Source organism: Chelatococcus asaccharovorans (assembly GCF_003201475.1).
Classification (GTDB): Bacteria; Pseudomonadota; Alphaproteobacteria; order Rhizobiales; family Beijerinckiaceae; genus Chelatococcus; species Chelatococcus asaccharovorans.
The window spans coordinates 18,222-30,199 of record NZ_QJJK01000005.1 but is presented as its reverse complement, the minus strand read 5'-3'; the positions used below and the strand labels follow the sequence as shown (position 1 = coordinate 30,199).

Genomic DNA, 11,978 nt, shown 5'->3' with positions numbered 1-11,978 from the left:
AAGCGGCAGCCTCGGCCGGACCGACGTCGTCCCAGGATGAGCCGATATTCCGACATCTCCGCGGTCATGGCCGGGCCTGTCCCGGCCATCCCGATGAAATGAGGCGCCCGACCGCCCGGGATCACCGGATCTCGACTTTTTGTCGAGGTCCTCATCATAGCCGTGCCCGCGCGCTTAGCCATTGACGCGTAGGACTGCAAGGCAGCGCGGCAAGACATGTCTCCGTGACATTCGACGTCGAAAGGGCTGGCGCCGCCGCAGCTCTTCGTGTATCCATAATATCAATGATTCTTGAAATATTGAGATGATGATGGACGAGAAGCAGGCGCTCGATGCCTTCGCCGCGCTGTCGCAGGAAACGCGCCTGCGGATCGTGCGGCTTTTGGTGACGGCCGGTCCGGAAGGGTTGCCCGCCGGCGCCATCGGCGAGGCGATGGATGGCGCAACCTCGTCGCGCATATCGTTCCATCTCAGTCATCTGGAGCACGCCGGGCTGGTGGTTTCACGCCGCGAGGGTCGCTCGATCATTTACAGCGCGGCGCTGCCCGTGCTCTCCGGCCTTGTCGCATTTCTGATGCGTGACTGTTGCCAGGGGCATCCCGAGGTGTGCGCCCCCGCGGTGGCCGCGCTGTCCTCCTGTTGTTGACCCGTGAAAGGCGCCGCCTATGTCTGAGCCAGCCCAACCCAACCGCGTCTTCAATGTGCTCTTTCTCTGTACCGGCAATTCGGCCCGCTCGATCATGGCCGAAAGCATCCTCGCCAAGGATGGCGCCGGCCGTTTTCGCGCCTTCTCGGCGGGCAGCCAGCCGAAGGGCGCCGTCAATCCCATAGCGCTCGCGGTGCTGCAGGATTTCGACTATCCGGCCGAGGGCTTCCGCTCGAAGAACTGGGATGAGTTCGCAGGACCGGACGCGCCGGTGATGGATTTCGTGTTCACCGTCTGCGACAACGCCGCCGGCGAAGCCTGTCCGGTATGGCCGGGGCAGCCGATGACGGCCCATTGGGGGATCGAGGATCCGGCGGCGGTCGAGGGCACGGACATTCAGAAGAAGGCTGCTTTCATCGCCGCCTTCCGCCACCTCAAGAACCGGATCGCAGCCTTTGCCGCGCTGCCCGTGGCGAGCCTCGACAAGGCATCCCTACGCGCGAGCCTCACGGAGATCGGGCGTTCGGAAGGCGCTTCCTCCCCCCGCAACAGCGCAGCGTGAGGCAGGCCATGGACGTCATCATCTATCACAACCCCGACTGCGGCACCTCGCGCAACACGCTGGCGATGATCCGCAATGCCGGTATCGAACCGCATGTGATCGAATATCTGAAGACGCCGCCATCGCGGGCGATGCTGACCCAGCTCGTCGCACGCATGGGCCTGTCGGTGCGCGACGTCATCCGCGAGAAGGGCACGCCCTATGCGGAGCTCGGTCTCGGCGATCCCGCGCTGACCGATGATCAGCTGCTCGATGCCATGCTGGCGCATCCGATCCTGATCAATCGCCCGATCGTCGTGAGCCCCAAGGGCGTGAGGCTCTGCCGGCCGTCCGAGGACGTGCTCGCCCTGCTTCCGCCTCAGCGGGGCGAATTCGTCAAGGAAGACGGCGAGCGGGTCGTGGATGAGCACGGCCGCCGCGTGGCGACGGCTTGAGAGGCATCCATGTCCACCTTTGAACGCTATCTCACCCTCTGGGTTGCGCTCTGCATCGTTGCCGGCATCGCGCTCGGCCATATCATGCCGGGTCTGTTCCAGGCGATCGGGGCGGCCGAGATCGCCAAGGTCAATCTGCCGGTCGCGGTGCTGATCTGGCTGATGGTCATTCCCATGCTCCTGAAAATCGATTTTGCCACCCTCGGCGAGGTCGGGCGGCACTGGCGCGGCATCGGCGTGACGCTCTTCGTCAACTGGGCGGTGAAGCCCTTCTCCATGGCGCTGCTCGGCTGGCTGTTCATCGGCTGGCTGTTCCGTCCGCTCCTGCCGGCGGACCAGATCGACAGCTACATCGCCGGCCTCATTATCCTGGCCGCCGCGCCGTGCACGGCGATGGTGTTCGTCTGGTCGAACCTCACAAAGGGCGAGCCGCATTTCACGCTGAGCCAGGTGGCGCTCAACGACGCGATCATGGTGGTCGCCTTCGCGCCGATCGTCGGCTTGCTGCTCGGTCTGTCGGCGATCACCGTGCCGTGGGGCACGCTCGTCCTGTCCGTCGTGCTCTACATCGTCATTCCGGTGATCATCGCGCAGGTCATGCGCCGCCGCCTGCTGGCGACCGGTGGGCAAGCGGCCCTCGAGCGGGTTCTCGGCACGCTCGGACCGGTTTCTCTGGTCGCCCTGCTGGCGACGCTGGTGCTCCTGTTCGGCTTCCAGGGCGAGCAGATCATCGCGCAGCCGCTCATCATCGTGCTGCTCGCGGTGCCGATCCTGATTCAGGTCTATTTCAACGCGGGGCTTGCCTATCTCCTCAACCGGGTCGCCGGCGAGCAGCATTGCGTCGCCGGTCCTTCGGCGCTGATCGGCGCGTCCAACTTTTTCGAGCTGGCGGTGGCCGCGGCGATCAGCCTGTTCGGCTTCCATTCCGGGGCGGCGCTCGCCACGGTGGTCGGCGTGCTCATCGAGGTGCCGGTCATGCTCTCTGTCGTCTGGATTGTGAACCGCTCGCAAGGCTGGTACGAGCGCGGCGGCAAAACGCTGGCCGCTGCAGAGGCGAGGCGTTGATGCTGCCTGACCTTCCCAATGTCGATGCCGGTTGCATCGACATCCCCAGCACCGATCGGTTGCGCGCGACGCCTTCGACCCATCCGCCCCGCATCCTGCTGCTCTATGGCTCGCTCCGCGCGCGGTCCTACAGCCGCTTTCTGACACTGGAGGCCGAGCGGCTGCTGGCACAGTTCGGAGCCGAGACGCGCGTCTTCGACCCGAGCGGCCTGCCTTTGCCGGATGGTGCCGCGGTCGATCATCCGAAGGTACGGGAACTGCGGGACCTGTCGCACTGGTCGGAGGGCCAGGTCTGGACCAGCCCGGAACGGCATGGCGCCATGAGCGCGGTCATGAAGGCGCAGATCGACTGGGTACCCCTGTCGGTCGGCGCGATCAGGCCGACGCAGGGGCGGACGCTCGCCGTCATGCAGGTGTCCGGCGGTTCACAGAGCTTCAACGCCGTCAACCAGATGCGCGTGCTCGGTCGCTGGATGCGGATGGTCACGATCCCGAATCAATCGTCCGTCGCGAAGGCCTATCAGGAGTTTGACGAGGCCGGCCGGATGAAACCATCCTCCTACTACGACCGCGTGGTCGATGTGATGGAGGAGTTGGTCAAGTTCACGCTATTGACGCGCGATGTCTCTTCCTATCTGACTGACCGATATTCGGAGCGCAAGGAAGCGGCTGAGAAGCTGGCCCTCCGGACCAGGCACGAGGCCATCTGACATGGGCCGTTGGATAGACGTCGCAGCGCTCGGCGTGACGCAAATCATCGGCTATGGAACGCTCTACTACAGCTTCAGCATTCTAGCACCCGCCATGGCCCGCGACTTCGGCTGGCCGAGCGAATGGATCTTCGCGGCGCTCTCGGCCGCGTTGCTGACCGGCGGCCTGGTTGCCCCCTGGGCGGGACGCTGGATCGATCGTTTCGGCGCTGGCCGCGTCATGGCGGTCGGCTCGATGGCTGCGGCGCTGGCTCTCGCTGCCTGCGCGCTGGCGCCCTATGGATTCCTCTTCGTCCCAGCCCTGTTCGCGATCGAGATCGCCGCGACACTGGTTCAGTACGGCGCGGCCTTCCCGTTGCTGGTCCAGCGCCATCCGGGAACCGCCCAACGCAGCATCGTCTATCTGACGCTTATCGCGGGCTTCGCCTCGACCATATTCTGGCCGCTGTCGACCTGGTTGCACGACTTCCTGACGTGGCAGCAGATCTATCTCGTATTCGCCCTCATGCATGTGGTGCTGTGCCTGCCGATCCATCTGTGGATGTCGCGGCGCCTCCCCATCGCCGCGGAACCGGCCGATGGTGACGGTGCCCGAAAGCCTCCATCCCCGCACAGCAGCCTTCCACCTGAGGCACGAAGCAAGGGCTTCCTGCTCATGGCGGCAGGCTTCGCCCTGCAGAGCTTCATCAGCTCGGCCATCCTCGTCCACATGGTGCCCATGCTCGGAGCGCTCGGGCTCGGCTTGGCCAGCGTTGCCGTCGGCGCGCTTTTCGGGCCGTCACAGGTGGCAAGCCGCTTCATCAACATGATCTTCGGCAGGGAACTGTCGCAGGCCTCCCTCGCCATCGTCTCGGCCGCACTTTTGCCGATCGCATTGGTCCTGCTGCTCGTCACCGCGCCGTCCTTCACCGGTGCCATGCTGTTTGCTGTCCTCTTCGGAATGGGCAATGGTCTTTACAGCATTGTCGGAGGGACACTGCCATTGGCGCTGTTTGGCGCCGAAGGATACGGCGCGCGTCAGGGGCAGATGATGTCCGTCCGCCTCATCGTCGGATCAGCGGCGCCCTTCGCATTCGCGCTGATGATGGACCAGATCGGCGTGAAGGGAGCACTGGCTGTTGCAGCCTTGTTTGGAGGCTGCGCGGTCGTTGCCTTCGCGGCCATCGCCCGCCTCGTCGCCGTCGTTCCCGTGCGGCAGTTGGGGGACGGAATGTTACCGCGCTGAGGGGCTGTTACCGACCGTCTATGCCGAGCGAACGATTCCGGCCGCGCATGACATGCGTCGCCATGGCTTGCGCGGCGCCGACGGCATCGCGGCGCTCGAGGGCTGCGATGATGGCCAGATGGTCCTGCATGGCGAGCGGCAGCAAGGCCATGGTCAGCCGGCCGCGCTCCTGGCGCACGAGGCTCAGCTTCAGGGAATTCACGCGATAGGCATCGGATATGATGGCGTTGCCGAGGGCATCGACGATCGTCGTGTGGAAACTGAAATCCGTCGTCTGCGCCTCGGCCAGGAAGGCCGCGGGATCCTGATCCCCCAGGCCCCGCTCACAGGTCTCCAGGATGGCCTCATGCGCCTGACGCCAGCGGGCGATCTCCTCGTCGCTGGCGGTGGCGGCGTAGGAGGCGACGGCCTCACGTTCGATCATCGCGCGATACTGGAAAGCGTCGCGGATGAGGTCGATCCCGACATAGGCGATCTGCATGCCGCGATGCGGCACCGTCATGACGAGCCCCTCGGCCTCGAGGCGCGAGACGAGCTCGCGCACGACGCCCACGGGCAGTCGCGTCAACTCGACCAGCTCGCGCTGGGAGACGAACTGGCCGGGGCGCAGGGCATGGGCAAGAAGATGGCGGGTGAAGGCTTCATAGGCCTTCTGCCGCGACGACTGCTGCTCGGATATGACCATTGTCGTCGGACCCTAACCCTTTGTCGCGCCGCGCAGGGCGCCGAAGAACATCTGCCGCTGGACGATCCAGGCGAAGGCGAGCACGGGAATCATCTGCAGCGTCGCGGCGGCGAAAACCTCGCCCCAGGTCGCGGTTCCCTCACCGATCCCCGAGAGCATGTCGGCCAGGACGACGGGCGCCGTAACGGTGCGCGAGGTCGTCAGGATCAGGCCGAACATGTAGTCGTTCCAGGCAAACAAGGCGACGAAGATCGCCACCGTGATGATGCCCGGCCAGATCAGCGGCATGATGACTCTCAGGAACGCCTGCAGCCGGTCGCAGCCGTCAAGGAACGCGGCCTCCTCCACCTCCAGCGGCACGGCGTCGATGAAGGTCTTCAGGATCATCACGCTGAGGCTGACTTCAAAGGCGGCATAGACGAGGATCAGTCCCACGCGCGAGTTGTCGAGCCCGACGCTGGAAAAAATGGGAAAAAGCGGCACGGTGACGACGAGCGGTGGCAGCATCTTGATGATGAGCAGCGCGCTCGAGGATCGTCCGACGCCGTGCCGGGGAAGGCGCGACAAGGCATAGGCGGCCGGCAGGCAGACGGCGAGGACGAGGGCGATCGAGCCTAACGTCACAACCGCGCTGTTACCGAGGCCAAGCTGGAATTTCCCCCAGCGCATCCCGAGGCTCGCGTAGTTGTCCAGCGTCGGCCAGAAGAAGATGACGGGCCGATAGGAAAAGATGTCCCGCCCTTCCTTGAAGGAGGACGCGATGACGACGAGGATCGGGATCACCGCCAGGGCAATGGCAACCGCGAGAACGATGCGGTCGAGTAGGGTCATGGAGCTACGGCTGTCCATCTCGCGCTCCTGCTCAGGTCGTGGTGCCTGCCGCATCCCGGTAGAGACGCAGCATGTAGAGGGATGAAGCGGCGGCCGTGATGAGCAGCATCAACCAGGCAATGGCCGCGGCCTGGCCGAAATTCCAGTAGCTGAATCCGGTCTTGTAGAGGTAGATCGACAGCAGCTCCGACGACTCGAGCGGGCCGCCCTTGGTCAGGATCCAGACGGTGCCGAAGGCCCGCATGGTGATGATGATGCGGAAGATCATCGCGATCAGCAAAGCCGGCATCATGAGCGGCAAGGTAATGCGCCAGAAACTTTGCCGGGCCGTGGCACCATCGAGCTCGGCCGCCTCGTAGATCTCCGGTGACAACGCTGCGCGCACAGGAAACAGCATGATCAGCACATGCGGCATGCCGGCCCAGAACTCGATGAAGGCCACCGTCAGCAGGGCGAGCGTCTCAGAGGACAGCCACGGAAGGCGTCCGAAGCCCATCACTTCCGTGAGGAAATTGATCGGACCGACGTTCAGATCCAGGAGATAGCCCCACATGGTCGCCGTCACGGCATGGCTCATGGCGATGGGCGCGATCAGGCAGGCGATGATGATGCCGCGAAAGGCGCGCAGGCGCGCCAATATGCAGGCGAGCCACAGGCCGATTGCGATCTCGAGCGAGACGGCAATGGCGACGAACTGCAATGTTCGCCAGGCGGCCATCCAGAACTCAGCCGCTGACAGTGTCGCGCGATAGTTCGCCAGACCGACGAATTGCGGCGTGCGCCCAACGGAATAGTCGGTGAAGCTCAGATAAAGCGCCCATATTTCCGGAATGACGATGATTGCGGTGACGAAGAGATACAGCGGCGCGACGAGCGACCAGCCTTGCAAGGCTTCACGGATCGGCACCCGCGATGCGTGCGGGCTCGCGGCAGGCCGCGAAAGCGCGACATCGGTCACGATGCGATCTCCAGGCCCGGCGCTTCCGCAAGCAGCAGATGGTCCTCATAGGGCCGCCGCTTGAGGGCCTGCGGATCGGGCGCGGGGCTGCCGATGTCTGCGAAACGATCCTCCGACGCCTCCCAGAAATGAATGCGGCCGTCGTGGGTGGCGAAGGCGACGGCACAGCCTATCGCCGTCGGGATCAGGTCTGGCGCGACCGCGCTGCGGTGATCCGTCGACAAAACCCGATAACGCAAACGATCGCCGGCGACGATGAGAGCGAAGAGCCGGCCCGGCTCATCGACCGTGGCATGCAGCTCCCACCGTTCTTCGCCGCGGTGGCAGCGTTTCAAGAGGATGCATCCCACCGCGCCGTCCTCGGTCAGGGCCGAGGAGGGGCAGGCCTCCGCGAAGGCGAGGATCGCACCGGTTGTATCGAAGCGCACCTGGCCCTTGACCGCATCCGGGACGGCCGGACTGGGGACGGCCGCATCGGGGATGACCGCATTGGGCCGGGCGGTGTCCGGGGTCAGGCTTGCGGCGTCTTCCATGGGGCCAATCGCCGACCAGACCGCGCGTTCGCGCAGGGCAGCGGCCACGACAGCATTGCCTTTCATGAGCGACGCGTGTGTCCGTCCGTTGGACAGCCGCTCCAGCATCAAGTGATCGCCGTCGCTTGCCGCGATCGGGATGATCTCCTCGATGAGTTGCAGGCAGCGCAGATAGTCGCCATAGCGCGACAGATCGAGGCTCTGGCCGCCGGCCTCGATGGCGGCCCGCAGCGCTGTGGGATCGAGAGCGGCAAGGGAGCCACCGGAGGCCGATGCGAGCGCCGCGGCGGTTCCAGCACCAAAGCCCATCTGCGCGCAGGTGGCCATCGCCCGGTAGGAACTCAGCGCCATCTGGTCGCCCGACAGCGAGCGTCCGGGGCAGAGCACATTGTGCATCCCCTGCGGCAGCATCGCCCCGAGGGGAATGTGGTAAGGCTCCACCATGTCGGTGATGCCGGTGCCGGCGCGCTTGTCCGTGTCGGGCCAGTGGAAGTCGAGGTGATAGGTGCCGACTGCGACAGCATCGTCGAAGATGGCGGCATGGCGGATATCGTCCTCGGTCAGCGTCGCGCGGCCGATGATGCGGCGGCCTTCCCGCTGGCCGATGGCGCGTGAGACCGAGGCCAGCGTATAGGTCGCGAGAGGCTTGCCGCCACCGGCGGCGTGCCTGCCCCTATAGCCGCGCGTCTGCAGATGGTAGATGAGCCCCATCATCTGCCGCCGGCCGTGGATCTCCGCCTCCGAGAGGCTGAAGCCGTCGGCGGCATCGAAGCCGACGACCTTCATCTTCACCTCGATGCGGCCATCTGCGAAGCCGTGCAGCGAGGTCATCGGCAGATCATCGTCATTGTCCCAGCGGGGACAGCCCTCGGGCAGGAAGGGGCGCACCGGCCGTCCGGTGTCCCACAACGTGAAATAAAGGCTCATCGGCAACTGCGCCAAGGCGCCGAGATGGCGTGTCGGCAGTCCCAGGATATCGGCGATGAGGGCATTGCCCGTCGCGTCGATCACCATCGCGGGCTCGACGACGGCGAGCGTGGGCCCCACGCTGATCAGCACCTCCTTCACCCAGCCATCCTGCGCTTTGCCGTCCAGCGCCACGGCATGCAGCCAGGTCTCGATGCCGGCCTCGGCGACCATCTCCTGCAGATAGAAGCCGCAGCTCTCGAGATCATAGGCGCGCCGGTCGTCGTTGCTGCGATAGGGATCGATCTTGCCCGCCCGTTCGAGCCGCGCGACGAGCTCCGCGAAAACCGCATTGACCCGCGCGGTGTCGCCGACGAAGCCCGCCACCCCGCCGACGGTGCCCTGGCCACCCAGGATGTTGCTCTGCTCGACGATGACGACGGAGCGCGCGGGGTCCGCGCGTTTCGCCGCCAGCGCGGCGAAGGTGCCGGCCATGCCGCCACCGATGACGAGAAGGTCGATCGCACGGCGCTCGAGGGCCGTTCTGGACAGGATATAGGGTTGCATCACATCAGCCATGTGCGAGGGCGGGCGCTGCGATCGTGGGATCGTCGCGGAATGTCCTCAGCGATCCCGACGCTTGTCGACGATGGCCTTGATATCGGTTTCGGCCGTCTTGAGCGCTTCGTCGACGGGCTTCTTGCCGATGATGGCGGCAACAGCCTCCTTTACGAAGATGTCGCGCACCTGATTGGTGCCCTCGAAGATCGGCAGAGGCTGGGTCGCGTTGTCGAGGGCGGCGATCGATGCCGACGCGTAGGGCGCGCCCTTCAGGAAGGCCGCGTCCCGCAGCGTATCGGCGCGCACGGGGCCGTTGCCGTTCAAGGCCATCTGGAGCTGCACGGCCGCCGAGGCGAGATAGCGGATGAAGGTCTTCGCGGCGTCCTGATTGTCCGGCCGGCCGTTCTTCGGAAGCGCTGCCGCCCAGAAGGCCACTTTCGCGGGGGCGTAGGTCTGCGGCGGTGTGCCGGGGATGGCGAAGAAGCCGGCCTTGCCGGCAATGCGTGACGACGCCGGATCGTTGAAGCGGTTGAAGTAGTTGTCGCCGAACAGCGACATGGCGACCAGCCCCTCACGCATCATCGTCTGCACGGAGGTGGCATCCATGGAGAAGAAATTGGGCGGAATGGCGCCCTTCTCGAACAGGACCTTCAGCCGCTCGAGTGCCGCTTTCGTTTCGGCGGAATTGACGACCACCGCGAAATCATCGGTCACGACGTTGCCGCCCATGGCCTTGACCACGGCGATGATGTCTTCATCCGGCTTGAGCGCGAGCCCATACACCGGCGCGCCATCATCCCGCTTGAAGCTCGCTTTTTCTGCTGCGGCGAGGAGATCCGCGAAGGTCTTGGGCTCCTGGATGCCCCGCGCCTCAAAGATCGCCTTGTTATAGTGGACGATCTGCGGATTGGAGCGGATCGGGATGCCCTTCAACTGGCCGTCCAGCGTATAGGCGGCCCGCATGCGCGGGAAGATGGCGTCCAACTCCTTGGCTTCCGGCGATCCCGCAGGCGCTTCGAAGGTCACCAGCTTGTCCAGCACGTCGCGCGACGGCCAGCTGCTCTCGATCATGACGACGTCGAACTGTGAACTGCCGGACGCCAGCGCACGCAGGAGATTCTGCTGCATCTGCGGCCACGGCACGGTCTCCCAGTCGATGGTGATGCCGGTGTCCTTCTCGAATTTCTCCTGGAGATTGCTGCCGGGCACCTTGGGATTGCCCTGCAAGGCCGCCTGATGAGCCGAATTCGCGAAGACGCGGAGCGTTGCTGCATCCGCATGGACCGCTGTGATGGCAAAGCCGATACCCGCGGCCGCTCCAAGAATCCACCGCATGAGATGATTCCTCCCGTTGTTTTTGCGCACGGCCCATTGAGCTTCGACGCGGTCATGGGATCGCGTCCATCGGCCAGCATGGGGAATATCTAGCTAACACAGCGATTATCGTCAACTAACATGTTAGTCGACTGTGACCAATTGCAGACGGGTGGCGCCGCTCAATTCCTCCCTTTCGGCCAAAGCGGCCGCGCTGGTGCGGATTCCATCCAACGCGACGGGAAGGGCCGGTTCATGGGTTCGCGCGCAGCAGCTCGCTTCGTGCAAGCGCGGATGCGCACCAGGGGGGGAGCCTCGTGCCGCGCTTGCCCGTGGGCGGCTCTCTCGCGACCAGCGGATGTAATGATGCGCGCGGTCCCGGCCGGCGCGCGAAATGATGGTCAGACCGCAGGGGCGCGGTCATCAGAACGCAACCGACAGGATTGCCCATAGCCCGAAGGCAATCAGCACACCGCCCGAAATGCGCGAGATCCATCGAGCAAACGCGGCCGGCAGGCGATGCCGGGCAATCGCCACACCGCCACTGAGCAGGCACCACCACAGCATCGAGCCGGCGAATACACCTGCAACGACCAGCGTGGCTTCCGTCGTTCCCGCCGCCGCGGCGAGACCGAGGCCCGCGAACAGTGCAGCGAAGGACAGGATGGTCATGGGGTTGGTCAGCGTCAAAAGGAATGTGGCCGCCGTCGTGCCCATGAGATCGCGGGTGGTTGCCTCCGCTACGGTCCTCGGCAGGTGCGGCGTCAGGCTTTTCCATCCGAGCCAGAGCATGAAGGCGCCACCGGCGATGCGCAGCGGCATGTCGACGCTGGTGAGGACCTCTGAAAAGGCCGCAAAGCCGAATGCGGCCAGCGCGGCATAGAGTCCATCCGCCAGCGCGGTCCCCAGTCCTCCGGCCACCCCCGCCGCGAAGCCTCGCTCCAGTGTCCGATTGATGCACAGGGCGCCGATCGGCCCGAGAGGGGCGGCAACCGCCAGGCCGAGCAGAAGGCTTTTCCAGAAGAGCAACGGGTCCATCACCGCGGTTCCTTCGGAATGAAGGGGCCGGCAACAGCGGAAGACAGCGCGATGACGGTTTCGCTGCGACCGAGAAACCGATGCGCCTTGAGCTCGTTGAGGAAGCCCTCGATCTCCGCCGTACCGCCGACCCTCACCTTGACGAGATAGGACCAGGCGCCGGTGACGTGGTGACATTCGAGGATAGCGGGATGCGCAGCCGCGAATGCCCGAAATGCCGCTTCATCGGCATCATCGCGCAGTGCGACCCAGATGAACGCGAGCGTCCGCAGGCCGATCGCGTCCGGGTCCACCTCCACGGTGAAGCGGCGGATGGCTCCCGTGCCGGCCAGGCGGCGGATGCGCTCGTTGATCGCCGATGTGGACAGCCCCACCGTGCCGCCGATATCGGCGAGCGAGCGTCGGCCGTCTTCAGACAGCAGGCTGATGATTTTGAGGTCAATCTCGTCCATGACCGCAAAAATAAATATGAAAGAAGAGAATTCAAGGAAAATTTTCTATAGAAAAACA

Annotated in this window: 13 protein-coding genes; 6 read left to right on the top strand and 7 right to left on the bottom strand. The window is 64.9% G+C overall.

Translation table 11 applies throughout. The features are described from left to right. The first annotated feature begins 310 nt into the window (after positions 1-310). The 6 genes from C7450_RS12390 to arsK are packed head-to-tail and all read left to right on the top strand — an operon-like array spanning position 311 to position 4,642. Complete coding sequence (locus C7450_RS12390) at positions 311-646, top strand: ArsR/SmtB family transcription factor (protein ID WP_110375111.1); 336 nt, start codon at positions 311-313, stop codon at positions 644-646. A 19-nt stretch (positions 647-665) separates the two neighbouring features. Then, positions 666-1,208: an arsenate reductase ArsC gene (locus C7450_RS12385; protein WP_110374777.1), complete on the top strand. Its 543-nt coding sequence runs from the start codon at positions 666-668 to the stop codon at positions 1,206-1,208. 8 nt (positions 1,209-1,216) lie between these two features. Further along, positions 1,217-1,642, top strand: a complete 426-nt coding sequence (arsC, locus tag C7450_RS12380; protein ID WP_110374776.1) for an arsenate reductase (glutaredoxin) — start codon at positions 1,217-1,219, stop codon at positions 1,640-1,642. 9 nt (positions 1,643-1,651) lie between these two features. Further along, positions 1,652-2,707, top strand: a complete 1,056-nt coding sequence (arsB, locus tag C7450_RS12375; protein WP_110374775.1) for an ACR3 family arsenite efflux transporter — start codon at positions 1,652-1,654, stop codon at positions 2,705-2,707. Continuing rightward, positions 2,707-3,417, top strand: coding sequence for an arsenical resistance protein ArsH (arsH, locus tag C7450_RS12370; RefSeq protein ID WP_110374774.1), 711 nt, complete (start codon positions 2,707-2,709; stop codon positions 3,415-3,417). Before arsB ends, arsH begins: the two co-directional genes overlap by 1 nt. A gap of 1 nt (position 3,418) precedes the next feature. Next, a complete protein-coding gene (gene arsK / locus C7450_RS12365; protein ID WP_110374773.1) occupies positions 3,419-4,642 on the top strand; it encodes an arsenite efflux MFS transporter ArsK in 1,224 nt (407 codons plus the stop codon). Between the two features lie 7 nt (positions 4,643-4,649). Here the strand turns inward: arsK and C7450_RS12360 are convergent, their stop codons facing one another. The 7 genes from C7450_RS12360 to C7450_RS12330 all read right to left on the bottom strand — a co-directional run bounded on the left by C7450_RS12360 (position 4,650) and on the right by C7450_RS12330 (position 11,920). Beyond that, entirely contained in the window at positions 4,650-5,327 is a 678-nt protein-coding gene (locus tag C7450_RS12360; RefSeq protein WP_110374772.1) for a GntR family transcriptional regulator, read from the bottom strand. Positions 5,328-5,339: 12 nt separating this feature from the next. Next, positions 5,340-6,176 (bottom strand): carbohydrate ABC transporter permease, encoded by an 837-nt coding sequence (locus C7450_RS12355; protein ID WP_170147223.1) that lies wholly within the window; start codon positions 6,174-6,176, stop codon positions 5,340-5,342. A gap of 13 nt (positions 6,177-6,189) precedes the next feature. Next, positions 6,190-7,116: a carbohydrate ABC transporter permease gene (locus C7450_RS12350; RefSeq protein ID WP_110374770.1), complete on the bottom strand. Its 927-nt coding sequence runs from the start codon at positions 7,114-7,116 to the stop codon at positions 6,190-6,192. Continuing rightward, positions 7,113-9,122: an FAD-dependent oxidoreductase gene (locus tag C7450_RS12345; protein ID WP_170147222.1), complete on the bottom strand. Its 2,010-nt coding sequence runs from the start codon at positions 9,120-9,122 to the stop codon at positions 7,113-7,115. The genes C7450_RS12350 and C7450_RS12345 overlap by 4 nt, the downstream gene beginning before the upstream one ends. A 57-nt stretch (positions 9,123-9,179) precedes the next feature. Next, entirely contained in the window at positions 9,180-10,451 is a 1,272-nt protein-coding gene (locus tag C7450_RS12340) for an ABC transporter substrate-binding protein (protein ID WP_110374768.1), read from the bottom strand. Between the two features lie 402 nt (positions 10,452-10,853). Beyond that, complete coding sequence (locus tag C7450_RS12335) at positions 10,854-11,468, bottom strand: LysE family translocator (RefSeq protein WP_110374767.1); 615 nt, start codon at positions 11,466-11,468, stop codon at positions 10,854-10,856. Next, the gene (locus tag C7450_RS12330; RefSeq protein ID WP_110374766.1) at positions 11,468-11,920 is read right to left on the bottom strand and encodes an Lrp/AsnC family transcriptional regulator; all 453 of its coding nucleotides are present in this window, start codon (positions 11,918-11,920) and stop codon (positions 11,468-11,470) included. The genes C7450_RS12335 and C7450_RS12330 overlap by 1 nt, the downstream gene beginning before the upstream one ends. Between the last annotated feature and the right edge of the window lie 58 nt (positions 11,921-11,978).

Excerpts from the sequence above, each read along its gene's own strand:
- C7450_RS12390 (WP_110375111.1), top strand. The coding sequence starts at position 311 with ATGGACGAGAAGCAGGCGCTCGATGCCTTCGCCGCGCTGTCGCAGGAA.
- C7450_RS12385 (WP_110374777.1), top strand. The coding sequence starts at position 666 with ATGTCTGAGCCAGCCCAACCCAACCGCGTCTTCAATGTGCTCTTTCTC.
- arsC (WP_110374776.1), top strand. The coding sequence starts at position 1,217 with ATGGACGTCATCATCTATCACAACCCCGACTGCGGCACCTCGCGCAAC.
- arsB (WP_110374775.1), top strand. The coding sequence starts at position 1,652 with ATGTCCACCTTTGAACGCTATCTCACCCTCTGGGTTGCGCTCTGCATC.
- arsH (WP_110374774.1), top strand. The coding sequence starts at position 2,707 with ATGCTGCCTGACCTTCCCAATGTCGATGCCGGTTGCATCGACATCCCC.
- arsK (WP_110374773.1), top strand. The coding sequence starts at position 3,419 with ATGGGCCGTTGGATAGACGTCGCAGCGCTCGGCGTGACGCAAATCATC.
- C7450_RS12360 (WP_110374772.1), bottom strand. The coding sequence starts at position 5,327 with ATGGTCATATCCGAGCAGCAGTCGTCGCGGCAGAAGGCCTATGAAGCC.
- C7450_RS12355 (WP_170147223.1), bottom strand. The coding sequence starts at position 6,176 with ATGGACAGCCGTAGCTCCATGACCCTACTCGACCGCATCGTTCTCGCG.
- C7450_RS12345 (WP_170147222.1), bottom strand. The coding sequence starts at position 9,122 with ATGCAACCCTATATCCTGTCCAGAACGGCCCTCGAGCGCCGTGCGATC.
- C7450_RS12340 (WP_110374768.1), bottom strand. The coding sequence starts at position 10,451 with ATGCGGTGGATTCTTGGAGCGGCCGCGGGTATCGGCTTTGCCATCACA.
- C7450_RS12335 (WP_110374767.1), bottom strand. The coding sequence starts at position 11,468 with ATGGACCCGTTGCTCTTCTGGAAAAGCCTTCTGCTCGGCCTGGCGGTT.
- C7450_RS12330 (WP_110374766.1), bottom strand. The coding sequence starts at position 11,920 with ATGGACGAGATTGACCTCAAAATCATCAGCCTGCTGTCTGAAGACGGC.